Source organism: Mucilaginibacter sp. UYCu711, from assembly GCF_050433825.1.
In the GTDB taxonomy this organism is placed as follows: Bacteria; Bacteroidota; Bacteroidia; order Sphingobacteriales; family Sphingobacteriaceae; genus Mucilaginibacter.
In genome coordinates this window covers 432,973-455,182 of record NZ_JBNPWM010000001.1, presented here as the reverse complement: position 1 = coordinate 455,182, position 22,210 = coordinate 432,973, and the positions used below count along the sequence as shown (strand labels likewise).

Annotated in this window: 24 protein-coding genes and 1 tRNA gene; 3 read left to right on the top strand and 22 right to left on the bottom strand. The window is 40.7% G+C overall.

The window, feature by feature from the left end; translation table 11 throughout:
- Window positions 1-241: 241 nt before the first annotated feature.
- The 8 genes from ABIB50_RS02185 to ABIB50_RS02150 all read right to left on the bottom strand — a co-directional run bounded on the left by ABIB50_RS02185 (window position 242) and on the right by ABIB50_RS02150 (window position 6,580).
- Window positions 242-1,933, bottom strand: coding sequence for a protein-disulfide reductase DsbD family protein (locus tag ABIB50_RS02185; RefSeq protein WP_429376875.1), 1,692 nt, complete (start codon window positions 1,931-1,933; stop codon window positions 242-244).
- Window positions 1,934-1,937: 4 nt separating this feature from the next.
- Window positions 1,938-2,384, bottom strand: coding sequence for a protein-disulfide reductase DsbD domain-containing protein (locus ABIB50_RS02180; RefSeq protein ID WP_429376873.1), 447 nt, complete (start codon window positions 2,382-2,384; stop codon window positions 1,938-1,940).
- Between the two features lie 49 nt (window positions 2,385-2,433).
- On the bottom strand, window positions 2,434-3,657 hold the full coding sequence (locus ABIB50_RS02175) for a DUF3570 domain-containing protein (protein WP_429376871.1): 1,224 nt from the start codon (window positions 3,655-3,657) through the stop codon (window positions 2,434-2,436).
- A gap of 12 nt (window positions 3,658-3,669) precedes the next feature.
- Complete coding sequence (locus ABIB50_RS02170) at window positions 3,670-3,897, bottom strand: DUF4266 domain-containing protein (RefSeq protein WP_429376870.1); 228 nt, start codon at window positions 3,895-3,897, stop codon at window positions 3,670-3,672.
- Window positions 3,898-3,899: 2 nt separating this feature from the next.
- Window positions 3,900-4,850, bottom strand: a complete 951-nt coding sequence (locus tag ABIB50_RS02165; RefSeq protein WP_429376868.1) for an FAD:protein FMN transferase — start codon at window positions 4,848-4,850, stop codon at window positions 3,900-3,902.
- The gene (locus tag ABIB50_RS02160; protein ID WP_429376866.1) at window positions 4,837-5,277 is read right to left on the bottom strand and encodes a thioredoxin family protein; all 441 of its coding nucleotides are present in this window, start codon (window positions 5,275-5,277) and stop codon (window positions 4,837-4,839) included. The genes ABIB50_RS02165 and ABIB50_RS02160 overlap by 14 nt, the downstream gene beginning before the upstream one ends.
- Window positions 5,278-5,287: 10 nt before the next feature.
- Window positions 5,288-5,734, bottom strand: coding sequence for a ubiquinol-cytochrome c reductase iron-sulfur subunit (locus ABIB50_RS02155; protein ID WP_429376864.1), 447 nt, complete (start codon window positions 5,732-5,734; stop codon window positions 5,288-5,290).
- Window positions 5,735-5,890: 156 nt separating this feature from the next.
- A complete protein-coding gene (locus ABIB50_RS02150; protein WP_429376862.1) occupies window positions 5,891-6,580 on the bottom strand; it encodes a VIT1/CCC1 transporter family protein in 690 nt (229 codons plus the stop codon).
- An 804-nt stretch (window positions 6,581-7,384) separates the two neighbouring features.
- Between ABIB50_RS02150 and ABIB50_RS02145 the strand changes: the two genes are divergently transcribed.
- Window positions 7,385-7,654, top strand: a complete 270-nt coding sequence (locus tag ABIB50_RS02145) for a hypothetical protein (RefSeq protein ID WP_429376860.1) — start codon at window positions 7,385-7,387, stop codon at window positions 7,652-7,654.
- Between the two features lie 10 nt (window positions 7,655-7,664).
- Here ABIB50_RS02145 and ABIB50_RS02140 read toward each other — a convergent pair whose 3' ends face one another.
- The 10 genes from ABIB50_RS02140 to ABIB50_RS02095 all read right to left on the bottom strand — a co-directional run bounded on the left by ABIB50_RS02140 (window position 7,665) and on the right by ABIB50_RS02095 (window position 13,954).
- Window positions 7,665-8,189, bottom strand: a complete 525-nt coding sequence (locus ABIB50_RS02140) for a hypothetical protein (RefSeq protein WP_429376859.1) — start codon at window positions 8,187-8,189, stop codon at window positions 7,665-7,667.
- The gene (locus tag ABIB50_RS02135; RefSeq protein WP_429376858.1) at window positions 8,186-9,172 is read right to left on the bottom strand and encodes a relaxase/mobilization nuclease domain-containing protein; all 987 of its coding nucleotides are present in this window, start codon (window positions 9,170-9,172) and stop codon (window positions 8,186-8,188) included. The genes ABIB50_RS02140 and ABIB50_RS02135 overlap by 4 nt, the downstream gene beginning before the upstream one ends.
- Window positions 9,147-9,551, bottom strand: a complete 405-nt coding sequence (locus ABIB50_RS02130) for a plasmid mobilization protein (RefSeq protein ID WP_429376857.1) — start codon at window positions 9,549-9,551, stop codon at window positions 9,147-9,149. Before ABIB50_RS02130 ends, ABIB50_RS02135 begins: the two co-directional genes overlap by 26 nt.
- A gap of 221 nt (window positions 9,552-9,772) precedes the next feature.
- Window positions 9,773-10,033 (bottom strand): helix-turn-helix domain-containing protein, encoded by a 261-nt coding sequence (locus ABIB50_RS02125; RefSeq protein ID WP_429376856.1) that lies wholly within the window; start codon window positions 10,031-10,033, stop codon window positions 9,773-9,775.
- 13 nt (window positions 10,034-10,046) lie between these two features.
- A complete protein-coding gene (locus tag ABIB50_RS02120; RefSeq protein WP_429376854.1) occupies window positions 10,047-10,316 on the bottom strand; it encodes a helix-turn-helix transcriptional regulator in 270 nt (89 codons plus the stop codon).
- Window positions 10,317-10,485: 169 nt separating this feature from the next.
- The gene (locus ABIB50_RS02115) at window positions 10,486-11,328 is read right to left on the bottom strand and encodes a hypothetical protein (RefSeq protein ID WP_429376852.1); all 843 of its coding nucleotides are present in this window, start codon (window positions 11,326-11,328) and stop codon (window positions 10,486-10,488) included.
- Window positions 11,300-11,968: a nucleotidyl transferase AbiEii/AbiGii toxin family protein gene (locus tag ABIB50_RS02110; RefSeq protein WP_429376851.1), complete on the bottom strand. Its 669-nt coding sequence runs from the start codon at window positions 11,966-11,968 to the stop codon at window positions 11,300-11,302. Before ABIB50_RS02110 ends, ABIB50_RS02115 begins: the two co-directional genes overlap by 29 nt.
- The gene (locus ABIB50_RS02105) at window positions 11,923-12,240 is read right to left on the bottom strand and encodes a DUF6922 domain-containing protein (protein WP_429376849.1); all 318 of its coding nucleotides are present in this window, start codon (window positions 12,238-12,240) and stop codon (window positions 11,923-11,925) included. Before ABIB50_RS02105 ends, ABIB50_RS02110 begins: the two co-directional genes overlap by 46 nt.
- A 100-nt stretch (window positions 12,241-12,340) precedes the next feature.
- Entirely contained in the window at window positions 12,341-13,570 is a 1,230-nt protein-coding gene (locus tag ABIB50_RS02100) for a site-specific integrase (RefSeq protein WP_429376847.1), read from the bottom strand.
- 310 nt (window positions 13,571-13,880) lie between these two features.
- Window positions 13,881-13,954, bottom strand: a tRNA-Pro gene (locus ABIB50_RS02095).
- A 253-nt stretch (window positions 13,955-14,207) separates the two neighbouring features.
- Between ABIB50_RS02095 and ABIB50_RS02090 the strand changes: the two genes are divergently transcribed.
- The gene (locus tag ABIB50_RS02090) at window positions 14,208-15,065 is read left to right on the top strand and encodes a hypothetical protein (RefSeq protein WP_429376845.1); all 858 of its coding nucleotides are present in this window, start codon (window positions 14,208-14,210) and stop codon (window positions 15,063-15,065) included.
- A 38-nt stretch (window positions 15,066-15,103) separates the two neighbouring features.
- Complete coding sequence (locus ABIB50_RS02085) at window positions 15,104-17,881, top strand: outer membrane beta-barrel protein (protein WP_429376843.1); 2,778 nt, start codon at window positions 15,104-15,106, stop codon at window positions 17,879-17,881.
- Window positions 17,882-17,955: 74 nt separating this feature from the next.
- Here the strand turns inward: ABIB50_RS02085 and ABIB50_RS02080 are convergent, their stop codons facing one another.
- From ABIB50_RS02080 to ABIB50_RS02065, 4 genes are all read right to left on the bottom strand, one after another.
- On the bottom strand, window positions 17,956-19,101 hold the full coding sequence (locus tag ABIB50_RS02080) for an aldose epimerase family protein (RefSeq protein ID WP_429376842.1): 1,146 nt from the start codon (window positions 19,099-19,101) through the stop codon (window positions 17,956-17,958).
- Window positions 19,102-19,129: 28 nt separating this feature from the next.
- Window positions 19,130-19,915 (bottom strand): DUF4350 domain-containing protein, encoded by a 786-nt coding sequence (locus ABIB50_RS02075; RefSeq protein WP_429376840.1) that lies wholly within the window; start codon window positions 19,913-19,915, stop codon window positions 19,130-19,132.
- A gap of 86 nt (window positions 19,916-20,001) precedes the next feature.
- A complete protein-coding gene (locus ABIB50_RS02070; RefSeq protein ID WP_429376838.1) occupies window positions 20,002-21,324 on the bottom strand; it encodes an MFS transporter in 1,323 nt (440 codons plus the stop codon).
- A gap of 61 nt (window positions 21,325-21,385) precedes the next feature.
- A complete protein-coding gene (locus ABIB50_RS02065) occupies window positions 21,386-22,204 on the bottom strand; it encodes an SDR family oxidoreductase (protein WP_429376837.1) in 819 nt (272 codons plus the stop codon).
- Window positions 22,205-22,210: the final 6 nt, after the last annotated feature.

Below are 22,210 nucleotides of genomic sequence, written 5' to 3'. Positions count from 1 at the left end.
TGGTTTTATAATTTACGAATTATAGCCTTTAAAAAGTTTATCAAAAGTTAATGATGAACTTTTAAATGCTATTTTTTTGACTATGAACTATTCAAATGCTATGCTGCGGCATAAGCCATATTCCTTTACAAGTTACCGGATTTAAATCTGACCGGAGGCGTAAAAGCTGCCGTATGTACTCTCTGCGCTGATCCAATTCCCGGGCATTACAGCGGGTCCTGTTGCTAAAGGGATATTAATCTTATTTTTTAGTAGCCAAGCCCTTGTCCAAAAACTTAACATACCTTGCAGGATCGTAGTCAGCCCCTTGAGGTGGCACTAAAATTTCCCCGTTGCTATTTACAATTACATAAAACGGCTGTGAATTGGTGTCGAACTTTGAGGCCTGGAAATCGCTCCATTTGCCACCAAGAGTTGTTATGTGCTTGCCACTATAAGTGGATGTAAACTGCTCCGCTTTTTCGAGCTCCGTTTTATCGTCAACATATAATTCTGCCATAACAAATTTTGAGCGTAAAAGGCTTAAAACTCCGGAATTTGTCCAAACAGTGCTTTCCATTTTACGGCAGTTAACGCAGTTCCAACCAGTAAAGTCAATCAACACTGGTTTACCCTCTGCTTTCGCAACCTGCAACGCCTGGTCATAATCGTAAAAGGCCTCTAAACCCAATTTACTGCTTGGCGCTCTCTTAAAAATTTCTTCATGTTTTTTTGTGCCTGTAAAGGTTGGGGTGGTATTAACACTACCGCTATTTGCTGCATTTAACTGTGAGGATATATAGAGGTCGAAGTCCTGTGTAGAAGAAGGCGGCAAAAATGCGCTGATGGACTTTAACGGCGCTCCCCACATGCCTGGCAGCATATAAATCACAAATGACAATACGATGATCGCCAGGAAAGCGCGGGGTACAGAAACATACGGAACATCACTATCATGCGAGAATTTAATTTTACCAAGCAGGTAAAAGCCCATCACAGCAAATATCACGATCCAAAGGGCCAGGAAAATTTCCCTGTCGAACCAATTCCAGTGGTATGCCAGGTCAATATTGGACAGGAACTTTAGTGCAAAGGCCAGTTCTAATAATCCAAGTACGACTTTGACACTATTCAACCAACCGCCTGATTTTGGCAATGATTTTAATGCCGATGGGAATAATGCGAAGAGTGTAAACGGAATGGCAAGTGCTAAAGAGAAGCCGAACATGCCAATGGCGGGGCCCAGGCGTTCGCCTTTAGATGCAGCCTCTACAAGCAACGTTCCTATAATAGGGCCGGTACAACTAAATGAAACTACAACAAGGGTTGCAGCCATAAAAAACAATCCGGTTATCCCGCCTTTATCTGAGTTTTCATCCAGTTTATTGGCTAAAGAATTAGGAAGCGTAATTTCGAACGCCCCCAAAAATGAAATTCCAAATACGATAAGCAATAGAAAAAAAAAGAAGTTAAAGACACCGTTAGTTGATAGTGCATTTAATGCATCTGATCCAAAAAACAGGGTGATCACCAAACCCAGCAATACATAAATAACGATAATGGAGAGCCCGTAAAGTGAAGCCTGCCCTGCAGCCTTGGCCTTATTATGAGCTTTTTTGGTGAAGAAACTCACCGTTAACGGTAACATCGGAAATATACATGGCATCAGCAAAGCCGCAAAACCGCCCAGGAAACCAGCTATAAAAATTTGCCATAGCGTTTTATGAGTGATTGATTTGCTGTCAATTTTATTCTTAGCAGGCTTCGCCACCGTCGCTTTCTTCTTAACAGCTGCGAGGCTGTCCACAGACGTTGGAATATCCGTAAATTGCAACTGTCCTGCTGAGGAAGTATCAACATTGTTTTCTTTTTGGGCATACCCCGGAAAGGGCGTTGCCGACCAGGCAATTGCAACAAATATTGCCATTACTAAAATGAATTTGATTTTTTTCATCGCCTTATTTTACAGGAATTTCGAAGTTGATATCCTCTGGCGGCAGGCATTTGTGGTCGTTACAAACCATAAATTCCAGTGCGCCCTTTACCGTAACCGCGGTACCTTTAAGTTTTACTATTTGCTGGAAAATAACCGAGTTTTCGAAATAGCTCACATTCATTCCAAATGACTTTTCGAAATGAGTAATCGGTTTGGGCTCCATGACATTGCCTGATAACGAATAAGTTGGCAGACGTTTAAATGTAAAACTCGTTTTTACCGGACCGCCGTCTTTTAAATTTAAGGAGTAGATGTGCCAGCCTTTATTTATTGTAGCCTTAAAATAAACAATGGCTTCTTTAGCATTGATTTTTTTTGAAGTATAACTCCATTTTACCGGCTTTTCTATTTGGCCGAATGCATTTATTTTAATGATGAACAAGATCACCAACAGACATAACTTTCTCATCTTATATTTTTTATAAGTTAAAAACTGAACCATTAAGTGTTATAGCCTGCTACTTAAACTTTAGCGCAAGCGTAACGATATTGGAGTTTAATCCTGTAGAACGCATATAGTGCCCTGCTCTTAATTCAAGCGAAGTAAAATGCGCATTACCAAACACACCATTAGGCGGCGACAATCTGATATTGGCTCCTACGAAATTGCTGTGCAGGCTCGATAGGTCATAATCACTGGTGTAAAACTGTGCCGATGGATCATGCTGGCCATAAGGCGCAAAATACCTGGTGCCGGTTTGTGTGTTATATCTATAAAACGGGCTTACCGAGACAAACGAAGTTAATTTTACCGGGATCTCAATCTCAGCAGTGTGCGCTCTTATGCCCCAGTTATCCATGTAGTACCGGTAAAACGTGCGGATGATAAAATGATCATCTAAAAAGTAATTGAACCGTACACCAATCGGCAATTTGTAGCGGTTGTCCGGCAGGTTTTCTACTCTTTCCGACCCATCGGTAAAATAATCGCGCTGATATTTGGTCGCCAATAAGCCATGCTGGTAAGATGGTTCTACTATCAATGCAACCTGCAACCTTTGTGTAAGCACCTGCGAAAGGGAGAACGACGTGCTAAATGAGTTTCGCGGTCTGGAATCAACCGGGCGGTTATCCTCACGATCGGACCCTGACCCGTACCCTGGCGGGCGCAATTCTACAGGAAGTATTACCTTCCATTTATCTAAAAACACGTTGGCCTTAAAATCAAATTGTGTATTCTTGCTTTTTGATAGCCTTGTGAAATTAATGCCTGCCCCGACCGATTGATAATCGAATTCATGCGAATATGATGCCGATAAACCAAATGCGTTACCCGTTTTATCGTTTGATATCGTCCAGTTTAATGATGGATAGATCCGCGTATCCTGCATGGATGCAGAGGACACACTGTTTGGATCTATCTTATCTGAAGATGCCGAGGTGTAATGATCTACCCCCAATTCAAAATTGAACGTATGCTTTAAGCCTGACTTGCCATATTTAGACATTTGAAGATCAAATGTGTTGGCAAAATCCGTCAATTTCTCTGTACCGATACCACCTGTTACGGCAGAGTTATTACCATCCTGATGATAGTATGCCGACACAAAATTGATCTCGTCGATTTTTAGCTTTCTTGATTCGTAATTGGTAGAATCTTTTACCGGCTGTTGTTTTGTTTGCGCGTGTGATGCCAATATGCCCATATACATGGCCAGTACACCTAAATATATTTTTCTCATTTAAGTGTCTAATTAATTACAACCACAACCACCACCACTTTTACCACCATTAGCACCGGAACCACCCTCTCGGTACAATTGAAAACTCTGTTCAAATTTTTGCGATTTACGAGCCGTTAGATCCATTTCACTGTCATTGAGCCTGTTTTTTTGGTAGGGTTTCACAGATACGCAGGAGGACAGGCAATACACCGCGCAAGCGCAAATGATAGTTACTATTCGTAGGGGGGCTTTTATCATGATTATTTAATATTAATATTTTTTGATGTATAAACGTTGCTGTCATCTGTAATGATCACGCAGGCTACGTTTTGTAACTGGTTGATTAGATCCAGCCCTACATAAGCACCCATTACGGTAACAGGTGTAGCCATTGCATCTGCAAACTCAGCGCTTGGGCTTATAATGCTTACGCTTTTAATTCCGCTAACGGGCAAGCCTGTTTTGGGATCGATTGTATGCGAATATTTTTTTCCGTTAATAACCACGTATTTGGCGTAATTACCCGAAGTGGCAATGGCCATATTACTGATATTTAGTGTAGAAAAAGGAGTTGTTTCCTGATCCGGGTCGGCTATGGCTATTGTCCAGGGTTTTCCGTTGGGTTGTGTGCCCCAGGTGATCAGATCGCCTGCAGCATTAACGATACCGCTTTTTACACCCTCCGTTTGTAACACCGCTTTTGCCTTGTCGGCTGCATAGCCTTTGCCAATACCGCCAAAACCAATACGCATGCCGGCTTCTTTTAAAAAAACGGTTGTGTTTTCATTGTCCAGTATTACGTTTTGATAGTTGATCAGCCTAACAGCGGCTTGTGCAGTTGCAGCATCGGGCAAAGTTTTCATGTTCAGGTCGAAATTCCACAGGCTCTTATCAATCGAGCCATAGGTAATATCAAAAGCTCCCTGCGTTAATTCAGATATCTTGAGCGACCGTGCTATCAGATCGAATACCTCCCTGTTCACCTTAACGGGAGCAATGCCAGCATGGGCATTTATTTGGTTAGTTTGGCTATCGTCACTAAAAGTGGTGATCAAATTCTCAATACGTTGGATTTCGGCTATAGCCAAATTGATCCTGTATTCTGCCCATTCCTTGTCATCAGCAACCACACTTATTTCAAACCTGTTACCCATCAACTTGAGTACCCGCTTGTAAACGGTGTCACTGATCATTGATTCAACGGCTTGCATTAGCTGTTTGATTAATTTGATCTACAAACTGCTGTGGCGTTACATTGGGGAAACCTTCCCATTTTTTTAAAACTTTTCCGTTTTCATCAACCAGAAGGGTTAATGGGAATTCTCCGTCCTGGTTGTATTTATCCGCCAAAGTTTCGTTCCGTTTAACCTGGTCTTTTGCTAATTGATTTTTTTTTTGACGAGGGAAGTCTGCACGAACCAATACAAGATGCTCTGAAGCGTAATCTTCAAATATTTTAGTTTCTAAGATCTCTTTGCGGGTACGAATACATGGACCGCACCAGTCGCTGCCCGAAAAATTAATGACGATCAGTTTATGCGTTTTCTGTGCTTTCTTTTGAGCCTCGTTAAAATCGCCAGACCAACTGATTACAGGCGTTGCAAACGCAAATAGTATAATGGCAAGTATTTGTTTCATTATTTTTATTTTAAGAATATATCCGTAATGATGTGCCTGACAAGCTTGTGTTATAGACCGCTAAAGAACGATTGGTTGGCCCACCTGTAACCACGCCTTTTTCGGTAAATGTTGCTCCGTGATTATTGCAATAGAACCTGCTGCTGCCTGCCTGGTAAACTAATGGGTAACTTTGATGTGTACATGATTCTTGAACGGCGATGTAGGCTCCTGCCGTTGTGCGTGCTACTAAAATATTATGTGATAATAAATAACCGCCATTAGTGGCAAGGGCGGCATTTGCTGAAGCATTAAGGTCGAGCGTGAAATCAACACCGGTTGGAGCTGATGCAGAGGGACCATTTGCCGAATTTGAGCTTTTACTGCAACCTAAGCAGCTCATCACAGTAAGGGCAGCGGCGCTTACACCAATCACAGAAAAAAACTCTTTCCTGTCCATCGTTTTTTTAGAATTCATTTTGTAATTAATTAGGAGTTCTTAATTTCAATCATTGTATTCTCGCAATACAAGCGTTTGATAATACAAGGTTAAACGCCAATTCTGGATTTAATATGAATTTCAGGGTGTCAGGAATAAATTAACAAATTTTAACAATTGGGCAAAAGTAAAGGATCATTTCCCATTAATCAATTTGGCCATAGCAAAGGCAGCACCAGCTGCCAGTGCTCCTATTACAACTACCTTAAATGCACCACTTATAGCCGGCTGACCGGTAAGTTTACTTTTAAAGTAGCCAAAAATGAAAAGGCTGATCAGGGTTACGATGCACGAATACACCAGTGCTGTCTGCGAATTACTTTCTATAATGTAAGGAGAAAGCGGAATGATACCGCCGACTATGTAGGATAAGCCAATAGTAATTGCACTTTTTGTGGCCCGGTTAGCTTGAGGTTTTTCCAGGCCCAATTCGTAACGCATCATAAAATCCACCCACTTATCTTTGTCCTTTGCCATCTCATCGGCAACCTGCTGTTGCAAAGTTTCTGACAGGCCGAATGCCGCAAACACTTCTTTTACTTCTGCCTTTTCCTGTTCTGGTACACGTTCCACTTCATCGTACTCGCGCTTTAATTCAGAGTTATAATGGTCAGCTTCCGTTCGCCCAGCTAAAAAGCCACCCAAGCCCATCGCTATGGAGCCTGCTACGATTTCGGCAATACCAGCTGTAACAACTATACCTGAAGAACTAATAGCGCCACTTAAACCTGCAGCAAGCGCAAAGGGCACTGTTAAACCATCTGACATTCCAATAACTATATCTCTTATAGTTTCGGATCCTGTAACATGATGTTCTTTATGCATAATATTTTGAAAAGGTTAGTCGTAAAATTAGTATTGAAAACTGAATTCATTCTGAGCAGCTACCGATATATTGTATTTACTAATAAAAACGCCGATTTTACCGCTTAACCACCTAAAAGGAATAACAAGCCAATTACTTATATATATAATTATCCGAGGAGGATTTACGAAGGCGTATTTATTGCATTTAATTTTTCCGGATTAAATCAAATCTGTAAATTGTAAAGAAAAATTTGATTTTAGAACGGTATCGCTTGGCAAGTAGTTAAAAAGAAGGCAATCTGATCACTTTAATATAAACACAATATCCCATTTTCATCGCTTAGGCACCAAAATTGCAAGGCGTGTGAAATGTCAAGGCCGAAGCACCGTTAAAAAACAAAATAAAATGCTTCGCTTGTGTAGCCTTTACTTTTCATCAGCCGTGCTGTAACTTTGCCGGATGCGGTAAAGTGGTATGTTGATATTGCGGGAGGGGAGGTAGGTGTGTTATGAGGAACGAATTTCACTCCTGCAAGAGGCAACGAGGCTGACGGCGCAATGAAACCCGGCGCGATAGCGCGAGGTGCAATGAAGCCGCCTGCCGTAGCTTCTTTGTCCCAACGAGTGTGCGTGTCTTTTGCTTTTCGGTAGCAAGGCCGGGCGATTTAAATAAACCGCCCGACATGCTACCTTGGGTGTTTGGCGGTACCATCTTTACGGTCAAAAGTATTCAAATAGAAAGGCGAACGAATTTCCGCCTGTCAATGTCGCTGAGACGTGAACGTGAAAAGATCGACCTTCTTAAAAATTAAAAGTAGGCCCATGGTTGGTGAACAATATTGGCTAATTCGTGAGATATCGTCTGAAGAATTTTATCATTACACTGGATATTTTGAATCTGGGAAACCAGTGTTTACAATTGCCATAGCTGATGCTGTACAAATTGCATCATATCAAAGCACAAAAATCATATTTAATATATTAAAAAAAAATCTTCATTGTGAAATTTGGTTAATCGAGAACGGAAACTGGACTAAAGTTCATCTATTAGCCGATGTCGAAAAAGACAAACCCTTAAATCCAGTTTCGTAATAATTCAACACTAATTATCAGTCGTTTTAACATAAGCTGTATCCATAGCCGATAAGGTCTTCTTTTTTGCAATCTGCTTTAGATAAACCCAAGCCCGTTGATAATGGGCCGACTGTTGATTTTCTTTGTGCTGGCCGTAAGCATCAATTACTTTGCCGCCTAAAGAATATAGGTAGGTTATGACTACTAAGCATATCCCCCAGGGAATAAGCCTGCCAAATACGATTTTATAATATTGGCCCTGATTGGTTTCCGGGAATAATAAAACGCGTAATTGTTTAGTGGCAGATGTTGGCACCTTGTCCATTTTAACTTTGATCTGTTTTAGTAAGGTCAATTCCTCATCGCTTTTGTTATTCTGCTTTATTCCCCTTACTTCGGTAAGTATAGCATTTATCGCAACTGAATAGTCAGGGGCTGGATTATCGGTAATTTTTGCGACCCGCTTTTCCATCTCTGTATTCTTTTTAACAAGGCTGTCCACAATCTCATCGTTGCTATCCATCCTTTGGCTTAGTTCTTCTATCTCTTTCATCTTGATATTCCTCTGCTTTGTTGTTGTTCATTTTTCTTCCGCCGTCTTCTTTCGGGGCTATCATCATCGTCGGCTATATTGCCAAGCAAGCCACCTAATAAATCTGCTCCCGCTGATAGTGATTGCCGTAAATAATCGGTTTCCGGCTCCGGCTTTAAATAATTGGTTTGTTCAGTCTTGTCCTGACTTTCTCTATCCTGCTTTGGGTTTCCTATTACTTCCCTTAACTGATCCGCTAAACTCTTTTCCGGTTTAGCCTGCTGTTGCTCTATGGCTTGGCTCAGCTTTGCGTAACTTAAACTCCGGTCAATCTCTGAGCCTTTAAACTTATACTCGCCCTTGCTGAAACTGATGCCCTGCACCTCGGTAGTGCCGCTTTTGTATTTAAAATGGGTAACAATACCCTGTTTAGCCAATACTTGCTTTAGCTCATTGATATTTTTTACTTTTTTGCTGGCCGCCTTTATCGCATCGTATAACTCATATTTGATCTTATCCTCGCCTTTTAGCTGCTGCCTGTTGACATCATCTTTACCCGGCGATAGGTAAAAGCCGTGCTTTATGGTTAATTCTTTTGCTACCTGTACATTTCTCTTCTTTTGAAAATTATCCGGTATGGTTTCACCATTGTTGTTTACGCGGTTATAAACGATGTGAATATGCGGGTGTTCTTTATCCCGGTGCTTAACAATTAGATACTGTGTGTCCTGTATCTTCATTCTTTGAAGATATTCTTTCGCCATATTTACCATTACTTCATCGTTAAGTTTGTCAAGGTCGTTTACGCTCCAGTTTAGGGCAATATGCCCAACGGCCTTTCCTAAATTCGGATTGTATTTTCTTTGCAGGTTAAAATCGTTGATGGTTTGATTAACTTTCTGCATTCTTACACCTGCTGCATCCAGTATAACCGCATCATGCTTTTGTACTACATATCGGATACACCCGCCAAAGCTTTTACCCGTTATCACTTTCCCTATCATGGTTATTTAGGTGTTTTAGAGTAACATCTATCTCGTTCAAAATTTTACTACAATCCCGTGCTACCGTTAGTAGTCCAAGTTGATGCGCAAGCTTAGTTAGCTGATTAAGATTGTTAGCCAACTCGGCAAGCATCCAAAGGATGCGCCGCTCTTCATTAGTTAATCGCGGAACTATCTTTGCGCTTTTAGCCGCCGCCCTTATCCAACTGCTTGAACGCATTCCAGCAGTCTTAGCTTTACTGTCAATATAAAAGCGCTCGGTCGCTGTCATTCTAATGCGCATGATTAAGTCACGTCTGACCCTTTTCTTCGGCCCACCGCCTTTATTTTTTGGCTCAGCTGTTTGTTTGTTATTAGTGTTATTTTCTATCGCTTCCATCTGTTAACTCCTTACTTTCTCTTATTTTTCCCTTTTGCAACCATCGGGCGCAAAAGGCAAGTTTGCCCGATGCCAAAGGCATCCGGGAGGTCTTTGTGGCAACAAAGACACAAACTTGCTCCTTCCGGCGATTCACGGGCTTTGGCCTTATGTCCAGATATACAACAATACCGCAAGCGGTATTTTGCTACCTGAAAATTCCCGTCTAAACGGTAGCTCCGCTACCGGCTGTTGTCTTCCAACAGCTTTATAATGTCTTCGTGCTTGTAATAAAGTAAGCCCCCAATTTTGGTGTACCGCAACGTACCGTTGACACGCAAATTCTGTAATGTGCCAGGCGAAATATTTAATAGCTTTCTTACCTCGTAGCTTTTTAGCCATTGTTTACTTTGACCCTGACCGGGCTTTAAAAGCCCCTTGATCTCGTAAAGTAAATTCTCCAACTTCTTTAAATCATCCTTAGTGATAAATTCGATGTTCATCTTTCCCTCCTTGTTAACCATTTGTTTTTTGTTGCATGATTTTGAGCACCTCGCTCATTTTGAAATACACCCTTTTGTGCAGGCGTAAAAAGGGCAGGCCCTTTTTCATCCAGTCTGTGAGTGTAACTAATGACACGCCTAATTCGGCGGCCAGTTCCTGTTTGGACCATAGCCGTTCATCCGGCGGCGGCTGGCTGTCACCTTTCTTAAAGTGTTCCTGTAATTCTTCCCTGACTGCATCCTTGATGCATCGACTTAGGACATCCGTGTTAATTATCTGCATAGCATTTGTTTGGGACAAATGTGTACTATGCATCGGAGATTTTGTTACCATAGCAAAACCTATGGTAAAGTTGGAATAGTTTGAGTTAAGTATATTGAATACTTAATTAGCTCAAATTCAAAAGGATAGTTGTTTGAGGTTAAAAGGCGGCAATACCGGAAAATGGCTTTTACTTTTTGATAGGTACAATATGATATATCTGATATTTTGACCCAACAGGTGCAGATCGGAGACTTGGGTCGTCCTTGTCGCCGGGAAAATATCTGCGCACGGTATCAAATTTAATTTCCTTTCCGCCGTGCCGAAAGCATCGGCAAATCATTTTAGCCCAAATGATTTGAAACTGAGCAAATACGAGTTCCTTGCCATCAGGCTGAAGCGCCTCTATCTTTTTAAAAAGGTCGATTACTGTGAGAAGCTTCCCATCAGCAATATTGAGGTAATAATCGGTTTCAAGTTTTCTTGCGGCTTTAAGTTCTTCCTTTAAACCGGCATTAACTGTTTGTAGTTTCCTAATTTCTTCGGCCTGCCCTGCGATAATCTCCGGCTGGGTTTGGTCGGTATTCCATTGGTCAATAGAGCGCAAGAATTTTTGAAACTTTAAAAGTATTTCCAGCCGGTCGCCATGTTTAGCATGTTCGGAGGAAAAAGGGTCTGTTCCCTCCAAAAATTTTATCCGAGCCAATACAATACGCCAAACAAAAGAAAAAAATTCCTTTTCCCCCTCCGGCTCTTTTGAAAGAAAGTAGGCCAAATGGTACAAATAATACAATCTGTATTGATCTTCAGGCATTTTCCAAAGCTTGGCTAAAAAGTGGTTGTCCTCGTTACCTTTTTTCAGCCCTGTAAAAATGCCAAGATCATATTTATGAGGTGATAGGTCGAACGGATTGCGGGGTTTAAAATACATATTTGGCATGGCATGGGTTATTAGGTCTCCATGCTTTAACGGGCGAAATTCCCTTTTGGTTTGTTTTGTGGAACTACCTGCCTCGTCTGCGGCGTTGAACATTCATATCGATTGGCTCGAAAACTTGTTCGGGGGTATCAAGCATATCATGCAACCGTTTATCAATGATGCTCCATGAAAAATTATTGTCCAGCATTTCAATAGGCTCGTCAAAATCAATATCATTATGATAAACCATTGATTTAATAGCCATTACCGGGTTACGGCTTGAATACTTATCCTGATAGGCTTCTACGATCTGTGTAGGTGTTATAAATGAAGATATGTAGGCAATATCAATAAAATCCTTTAAACGTGTGCCGTTCCCGGCAATAGCGTTAAGTTTCATGGCTGCAATATCCTGTATTCCGGCCATTCGCACATCTTCTATAACAAGTAAAGGATTAATTAGCGGGTATTTATGACTGATAAAATCTACCTTAACACCATCTATTTGACCTTTCAATGTGTTCTTGGATTGAAAGTCGGTGTAAAAGTTATATTTTTCCTCAACTTCGCCTAACAGGGCATTCTCGTCAAAATCCTTTATGGTAAACAGATCAAGGTCAATGCTCCGACGGTGGCCTATCTGTAATGAAAGTGCCGTACCTCCTACTAAAAAGAAATCACTTAGTAACGGGTCGTGCATCAGCTTTGTTAGGAGTTCCAGTGTGTCTGAACTGACTGTTTCTTTGTATAACATTTCAAGGCAGTTAATGGTATATCAAATTCCTGGCTAACAAAATTCATGTCTTTATCATTTAGATAAGGCAATTCTTTGATGGCCTTTTTTACGCTGTCAATGCCATATAAATTAAGCATGGCGTACCAATCCTGCGGCCAGCCCCTTTCAACTACTCGCTGAACAACAATATTGCGCATACTGGTGTAGTCTACCTTACCAATATTGTATTCCCACAATAGGGAAGGATTGATTACAGCATTAGGGAAGTTTTTATAATTACTAAAATACATGCGTTGACTTTATAATATTATAACCTTATAGCAAAAATAAGGAATATTAACCACAATAAGTAAATAAAGCCCTCCACATTGTGAGGGCTTTATTTGAGTGTCATGCTTGCAATCTCTTACTAAGCTGTGCCATATCATCGCTTAATTTACTCTCTACCACCTTAGCATATATTTGCGTAGTAGTTAGTTTGCTATGTCCTAACAGCTTACTTACTGTCTCTATCGGTACGCCATTGGTTAACGTTACCGTGGTAGCGAATGTATGCCGGGCAATATGAAAAGTAAGCGGCTTTGTTATATCGCAAGTGTCTGCAATTTCCTTTAGGTAGCTGTTTAGCTTCTGATTGCTCAATACTGGCAATACCTTTCCCTCCGCCAGTGCTTGGGGATGGCCTTTATACTTTTCAATGATGGCTAATGCTTTCGGTAGAAGTGGTACTCTTACAGGCTCATTGGTCTTTTGCCTGTTGGTTGCTATCCAAATGTTATTTTCGGATTTTTCTATCAGGTTGGCAGGGGTTAAATTGAATACATCAATATAGGCTAACCCTGTATAACAACTAAAAACAAAAAGGTCTTGCACAACCTGTAACCGCACAATGTTGAATTTCTTGGCTTCAATCCTTGCCAATTCGTCTTTAGTAAGGTATTCCCGTTCTACTTTATCAAATTTCAATTGGTAGGCGTGAAAAGGGTTACGGTCTATCCATTCGAGCCTAACGGCAAGATTGACCATTTTACAAAACCTCTCAATGTGTTTCATCAGGCCGTTGTTATTTAATTGCTTTTGGCCTTTCTCCGGCGTTCTATTGCGTAGATAGTACTCAAAGTCGGTAATAAACTTATAGCTTAACTCTGATAGGTATTTATCGCTTGTTTTAAAACGGTCTTTGATAAACTCTTTAATATACTTTTGGGTGGTGTAGTAATTTTTCATGGTGCCTGGCTCTAATACCTGTAACTGTTCGGTATTATGATACTCCATCAATTTACACAGTGTGAACTCGGCTTGATCGGCTCCCGTAACTTTCTCCTTTAGGAGTTCTGCGGTAATAAATTTCTTTTGCAGTAAAAGCTGTTGGTAATTGTCGATAATTCCGGCCTTAAATTGGTCAAGGTATTTGTTCAGTTTGGTAATTTCTTCCCGGCTTCCCTTTGCCATCCCTTTAACCGGGTTCCAATTATTATCTTCAATGGAACGTTTAACGGAAATTTCAATACGCTTGCCGTTTACGGTAATACGGGCATATATCGGTGATTTGCCCGCTTGGTTGGCCTTTTGCTTTTTAAGATAGAAAGCAACGCCAAATGTGTTGTTTGTAGTACTCATAGCTATTCAATTAAATGTTTTACAAAAGCATGTTTTGAATGGTTTTGATACACTCCTTAAAAAAGGGTCACCGATTTGTGTAAAAACAGGCGTCAAAAGGTAGTAAAATCAGTCAAAATAAATTAATCAATTAATTGACTATCAATAAGTTACAATGCATCTGGTGACCCAAACGTAAGAAATTAAAATGGGTAACCGAATAGGTCTCATTTTCTTTGGTTTTACTTGAATAACTTGGGGTGGAATAAAATAAAAAACCCCTTAAATCATACGATTTAAGGGGTTTCGACTTCGATTGGTATCGCTTAAGTCGGGATGGCAGGATTCGAACCTGCGGCCTCCACATCCCAAATGTGGCGCGATACCGGGCTACGCTACATCCCGATTGGGATTGCAAAGGTAGGATTAAAAATCGCTGCCGCAAATATTTTTTAAAAGAGTTTTTAGTATTTTTTTAATAGGCTGATTTAGTGGCCGATTAAAAAAATCATTGTTTCACAAATCATGTATTATACCCCTCCTCATCCTATTTTGTGCAACAATTACATGACATTTAAGCAACAATTATGCGACATTGAGGTATACGACTAAACTTCGTCGTAATTTCACCGTCAATCAATTTTTAATATAAAAGAAGATGAAAAAAAGTATTCTATTATCGCTTTTACTTGGCGTTTGCGTTTCGCAAACATTTGCCCAGGATAAATTGAAAACAGTACAAGCAAATAGCGTGTCAGCCGTGCCTAATGTTAAAATTGACGGTAATTTAAGTGAGTGGCAAGGCAATTTCCAGGCCTATAATAAGGCTGTCAAGCTATATTATACTTTAGCTAACGATGAAAAATATTTATATCTGATTGCAAAATCAGGAGATGCAACCAATTCTGCTAAAATTGCTGCAGGCGGTATAACCTTAAACATAAATACTGCTGATAAAAAAAGCGACAAGGATGCATTTAGTGTAACTTACCCTGTTGTTAACCGCGGCGGACGCGGTGGCGGCGGTGGTAGAAGAGGCGGCGGCTTTGGTGGCATCGGTGGTAACAGAAACAACACTAACTTATCTGACTCGGCAATTAAAGCGATGACCGAAGAGGCGCACAAACAATTTATAGCGGCAGCCAAAGAAATTAAGGTATTAGGCTTTAAAGAAATCACTGATACATTAATATCTATCTATAACGAGTATAGCATTAAGGCCCTTGTGGGCTATGATGAGCAGGGTATGATGACTTGCGAAATGGCTATCCCGCTTAAGGCTTTAGGCCTCTCGGCTGCCGACCCGAAAGAATTTGCTTACCAGATAATGCTTAGCGGTATACCTGCTCCGGCCGGTGGTGGATTCGGCGGAGGGGGTGGCGGCGGACGTGGTGGACGTGGCGGCGGTGGTGGGAACCGTGGCGGCGGCGGTGGAAACCGTGGAACCAATATTGATTTCCAAGACCTTATAGCACCTACAGATTTTTGGGCTAAATATACTTTAGCTAAAAAATAAGATACCCCTTAATACCCTTAAATACCTACATTCTAAATATGAAAAAACTTTTATCTGCTATATTATTAATATCTCTAACACTTAAACTTTCGGCTCAACAAAAACCTGTGCCTTTGGTACAACCGCCATTGCCAATTCGTGAGGTAAGTGGTGTTGTTAAAGACGACAAAGGCGAAACTGTTATAGGTGCGTTAGTAACCTTAAAATCGGTTGTTGATACCATAAGAACGGCTACTAATGAGGACGGTATCTTTGTTTTTAAAAACGTAAAAAAAGCGGTGTTTAACGTTACTGTCTCGCAGATGGGATCAGAAACTTTTGTAAAAAAGTATTTAAATAATGACCAGTCTAAAAAAATAATATTAGACCCAATTAGCTTAAAACCAACAAGCAATCAACTTAATGAGGTTACTATTAATGGTACACCGAGCGTAACTTATAAAACTGATACGGTCGAGTATCGCGCCAGCGACTATAAAGTACGCGCAAATGCCACGCTTGACGAGTTGATTAAGAAAATGGAGGGCATGGAAGTTGGTAACGATGGCTCATTGGTTCACCAGGGCGAAAATGTTGTTAAGGCCAAATTAAACGGTAAAGAATTTGCCGGCGGCGGTGTTGCCCAGGCCCTTAAAAATTTACCTGCTGATATCGTTGAAAAAATACAGATAGTTGACGACTATGGCGACCAGGCTGCACGTACGGGTATTAAAACCGGTTTACCGCAAAAAATATTAAACATTACAACCAAGGCGGATAGGTCTGTAGGTTTAACAGGCCGCGTAACAACCCAGGCTGGTAATAACGACAGGTATAACGCACAATTATCTGTGCAACGTATTAATGCTAACCAGGTTATAAGCGTAATTGGCAATGCCCGAAATACGATAGAGGGTATAGGTGGTGGTAACCCTGGCGTAACCCAGGCCGGATCGCCATCTGTTAGCTACCGCGATCAATTGAGTAAAAAAGTACAGATAAACACCAGTTACTCTTATTGGTACAACAATAGTAATTCTGAAAATACCCAGTATGGTAATAACATTACCAGCTTTGGCCCAAGTTATTTCAATCAACACGGCACCAACGATAATAAAGGTCACGGACAGTCTGGCCATTTCCAGGTGGAGGTACAGATGGACAGTTTAAACTTTTTGCAGGTTAATCCGTCGTTCGGCAATTCGGTATCTTCAAGCTTTAATAATTATCGCAGAGACCAGATAGACGACTTTACAGACAGCCTCGGTAATTCCCTATTTCAACACAGGTTAAGTAACGGTACAAACTTCAATAGCAGCGAGGACAAAAACTATGGTATAAACGCACTGTTTGTACACCTTTTCAGAAAGCCTAAAAGGAATATATCAATAACAGTTAATGCTTCTCATTCTGATTCGCAGGCTGATGGAGGATCAGATAAAGATTACAAGTATTATTTAGATAGTACGCTTACTAAGCCTGATATCAGCAAAGATTCAACAATAAGCGTATTGACTAAGCGTAATAACAAAAACTCTTCTTTTTCAAGTACAGCTACCTATACTGAGCCTTTGGGCAAGTTTGCCTTATTAGAGTTCAGGGCCGAATTGAGCCGCTCAAATAATGAAGCACAGTCGCTTCAATACGAGGATAAGGCTGGTTTGGGGCTTGTTTTACGTCCTGATTTAAGTAATATTTATAATTTCCATACTACGCAATCACGGTATACACCGAGTTTCCGCTACGATGGGACGAAGATAAATATGTCAATAGGCGCCACAGCGATAACCTATAACTTAACGGGTACCAAGATTGACAATAACACTTTTCAGAATGCCGGGACTTCCCGCTCTACCTTTAAAATTGTCCCTGCGTTCCGTTTTTCATATGCCTGGTCACGCACGCAAAGGTTCCAGTTAAACTATAATGGTGGCAACGCCGAACCTCAATTCCAGCAGATCCAACCGTTTGTTGACAGGTCTAACCCGCTTAATATTGTTTATGGTAATCCTAACCTTAATCCGGCTTTTAACCATTCAATTAATGCGTCGTATAATAACTACATCGCAAATTCAAGGTTTAATATATCATTAAGCGGTTATGCTAACTTTTACCAGGACAGGATAACATCTAACGTAGTTGTTAAACCGGTAAATGGTATCCTTATCCGCGAAACATTCTTTTTAAATCTGGACGGATCACATTCATACGGCGGTGGTTACGGTATCTCAAAACAATTGGATGACAGGCGTTATAATATCTCATTAAACGGAGGTGTCAATTATGATTACTCTACAGCTATGAGTAATAACGTGTTGTACCATATCACTACCTGGTCATTTAATGACCGCTTTGGCCCAAGGATCAATCCTAACGACAACATAGAGATCAACCCATACATTGGCTATAATTTAACCAGAACGTTTACAACGTTGCCTAAAGGCCGTTCTAACCTGTATCAAACTACCCGTATGGCAGTAGATGGTAAAGTATATTTCGCCAAAACCTTCCAGGTTAATTATAGCGCTTCAAAAAACTTTGTGAGCGGCATAGCTAATGCCAGTAACCCATTTATCGTCAATGCCGGTTTCCAGAAAGAGTTTCTTGAAAAAAGAAACCTGGTGCTAACGTTTGATGTTTATGATGTCTTTCACCAAAATAACTTTATCAGGCAAGACCCTACCGGCGATGGTGGTATAACTAATACCATATCAAGTTCATTAAGCCGCTACTTTATGGTTGGCTTACGCCTTAACCTTCAAAAATGGGGTGGCAGGCCACAACGTAACGGCAAAAATATGCAGCGCCGTGGCGATGGTAGCTTTATCTACAACTAACACCTAAAATATCAACAACAAAAAAGCCGTCCCGACATACGTTGGAACGGCTTTTTTTATTGAGCAAATTCTTTTTATTTAACTTGAGAGAACTTGTAGTATGAGGATGTTTTATAGGTCTCACCGGGTTTTAAAGTTGTTGTAGGGAATGATGGTTGGTTTGGTGAATCAGGGAAGTGTTGAGTTTCCATAGCAAAGGCTGTTCTGAAATCATCTTTGCTACCACCTTTAAAAGTGTTTTTGCTTTGCATAAAGTTACCGCTGTAAAATTGCAAGCCGGGCTCCTGGGTATATATATCCATTACGATGCCGCTTTTATCGCCTGTAACAGTTGCTGCGTGGTTAAATTTACCGGCACCTGCGCTTTTTAGCACATAGTTATGGTCATAACCTGTACCGTTTTTAAGCTGCTCGTTTTTAGCATTAATACGTGCACCAATAGTGGTTGGCTTATTAAAATCAAATGGTGTGCCTGCAACAGGGTCTAATTTTCCTGTCGGGATCAAAGTAGAATCAACCGGGGTATATTTATCGGCATTGATCTGCACAATATGGTTAAGTATGGTACCACTACCCTCGCCGTTTAAATTAAAAAATGCGTGGTTGGTTAGGTTCATTACGGTAGTTTTATCGGTAGTGGCTTCGTAATCCATCCGCAACTCATTATCATCATTTAAGGTATATGTAACCTTAACTTTTGCATTCCCCGGGAAACCACCTTCCATATCTTTAGATAGGTAGCTCAACTCTAATCCATTTTCCCCTTTTTGCACTGCATCAAACATTACATATTGAAAGCCGGCTTTGCCACCATGCAGCGTGTTTGGGCCATTATTAATAGTTAGGGTAACCTGTTTGCCATCTAACACAAATTTTCCTTTAGCAATACGGTTGCCGTAACGGCCGATGGTTGCGCCAAAATAGGGCTCGGTAGAGTTTTTATATTCTGAAGCGGTTTTAAATCCAACTACAACATCTGTCAACGTATCTTTTTTACCCGGAACAAATAAGCTTACCAAACGGCCTCCATAATTGGTAAAAATAGCCTTTAAGCCATTTTTATTTTTCAATACATAGAATTTTGCATTTGCAAGGCTTGTGTCGGCTGTGGCAACAGAATCGGTTTTAGTACTATCTGTTGTGGTAGTTGTTGTTGATGAGTGACAAGCTGCCAATAAAAGCAACGCAGGCAACACACCGATGATAAATTTTAGTTTCATGTTTTTAATTTAAGTTATTAGTATTGATTTATCTTTTTACTTGTTTTTTTAACCATTCGGTCAAATCTTTAGCAGCAATATCATTCTGATAAATTGCCGGTAGCCTACCATTTACATATTCATTATACAGCCATGGGTCGCCAACGGCAAATACCATACCCTTACCATATTTAGCAATTGCGGCAATTACTGATGAACCGTCGGCTGACTTGATTACGCCTTTAGCATCGGGGCTACTTAAGCTGATACTGCTTACATCCTTTAAAAACACTTTGGGGCTTGATTTAAAAACCGCGTCATCAACCCATGATGCTTCGCCATCTTTAAAATGTTTATCATCAATTACGTGGTTAGGCAGATCATTATTAAAATGCAGGCCAAACTTTGCAGCCAGTATATTAAAGTGCGGCAGCTCGACATTGGCGCTATCATTAGCCATCAATACTAATACCCCGCCTGCTTTTACCCAAAGCGCAATTTGCATTGCGTCGTTTTCGTTTATGTAATTGGGATTTAGAGTTTCTTTTTTTGTATCAGGATCAACAATAATATAGACACTGCTTTTGTGCAGTTTGGCTAAAGTAGGCGCTTCGCCTAAGGTGTCAAGAGTAAAACCACTATATTTAAACCAACTGCCCCATTTGCTGAAACCGCTGTCCTTTTCATCGTTCCATAAATAATGAAAGCGCTCTGTGCCGGTTTTTGTTTTATGTGTTTCGTGATTAAAATAAGTATCAAGGGTTACCGTTTGCGCGTAACTGTAAGGCGCAATTTTTAACATCATTATTAATATACAAGCAACAAATCTCTTCATAGTAAACTGGAGGTTATTACTAAGTTGGCTTATAAATTGGCATAGCGTTAAAGCGCTATGCCATAAAGGTAATTATTCCGGATGTATTATTCCAACTCAACAGGTTTCATTTTCCTGGTAAGGAAATGCATGATAAGCCAGGCCAAAAGGTATGCGCTGCCGCAAACAAAGAACATGATATAATAGGCAATTTCAATTTTGCCTATCCCCCCGTTCTCTACCGGACCGTAATAAGTAAAAAGTTTCTTCTGTACTAAAAAGGATAATAATACCCCGCCTATTGAACCAAACATGCCGCCTATACCGGTAACCGAACCGATGGAGCTTTTTGGAAACATATCAGATACAGTGGTAAAAATATTAGCACTCCATGCCTGGTGCGCCGAAGCAGCTATACCTATAACAAAAACAGCCAACCACATATTTATTCCACCTAATATCTGTACAAATATTATAGGTATAACAAATAAGGCATATATAAACATTGACGTTTTACGGGCCCTAAAAACCGACCAATTCTTTTTAATAAGGCTCATAGGTAGCCATCCCCCATAAACACTACCAACCGTAGCAATAGTGTAAACAGCTGCAACAGGTAAAGCAATACCGGTACCTTTTAAACCGTACTGGCGCTCTAAAAAATCGGGTAACCAAAATAAATAGAACCACCATATCGGATCGGTTAAAAACTTACCAATAACAAATGCCCATGTTTGTTTATACTTGAGCAGTTTACCCCATGCTATTCTTTTTTGCTCAACAACAGGGACATCATCAACTATTTCGTCATCGCTATTAATGTAATCTAATTCTTCTTTGGTTACATATTTATGTTTTGATGGGGTTTGATAAAACAAATACCAAAATATCAACCAGATAAAACCTGTAGCACCCGTAATAATAAAGGCCCATTGCCACCCCCAGGCTGCAGCTATAAATGGTACGGTTAAAGGTGCTACAATAGCACCAATATTAGTGCCCGAATTAAAGATACCCGTTGCAAAAGCCCTTTCTTTTTTAGGAAACCATTCTGCTGTAGCTTTAATAGCGGCCGGAAAATTCCCGCCCTCGCTTAAACCTAATGCCGAACGCACACCTATAAATCCTAATGTTCCGGTTACAAAAGCATGAGCAATGGCGGATAAACTCCATAATAACGTCGCCATAAGATAACCGACTTTGGTGCCCACTTTATCAATAACACGACCTGCCCCCAACAACCCTACCGCATAAGCTATTTTAAATGCGATCTCAATATTAGCATAGTCGGCGTCAGTCCATTTAAATTCTGTAGAAAGATTTGATTTCAACAGGCTGATAACGGCCCTGTCCAGGTAATTAATAGTAGTAGCAAAAAAAATCAGCGAGCATATAACCCACCGGTAGTTTCCCTTAGGCGTTTCTTTCATAATTGGTTTGTAAGGCCGGATTAGCCGGGTACAATATAGGATATAAATTAATTAGTAGTACTTAAACACCACTAAAAACAGAAAATCCTCCGTCTACACAAATCATTGAACCGGTTACAAAGGCGGATGCATCGCTTAACAGCCATACTAATGCGCCAATCAGCTCATCAGGATTACCAAAACGTTTAAATGGTGTATTACGGATAACGCGTTCTCCCCTGTCTGTATAGCCCCCATCAGGCTTAGTTAACAGGTTACGGTTTTGTTCTGTCAGGAAAAAGCCGGGTGCCAATGCATTCATCCGGATAGCGTCGCCATAACGGTTGGCTAATTCAACCGCGAACCATTGGTTATAGCAATCCACAGCTGCCTTACCCATATTATAACCCAATACACGCGTTACAGCGCTCTTGGAGTTCATGGATGATATATTTACTATACTGCCTTTACCGGCAGTTTTAACAATAGCTTCGCCAAATATTTGTGTAGGTATTATGGTGCCCCAAAGGTTAAGCTCGGTTACCTTTTTCATACCTGCCAGGTTCATACTAAATATATCCTGATCTGGTAGTAAAACACCTTCGGGCATATTGCCGCCTGCTGCGTTTACCAGGCCATCTATACGGCCGTAGGTGGCTAAAACTTTATCTTTTGCAGCTATTAACGCTACTTCATCTAATGCGTCGGCTATAAGCGCTATGGCTTGACCGCCGTTGGCATTAATTGCGGCTGCCCTTTCTTCGGCAACCTGTTGGTTCCTGCCCAGGATACCAACGGTACCACCGGCCTCAACAATACCATTTACAAACGAGTTACCCAATATGCCTGTGCCGCCTGTAACTACAATTACTTTACCTTTTAACGAGAATTTATTTTCCACTTTATA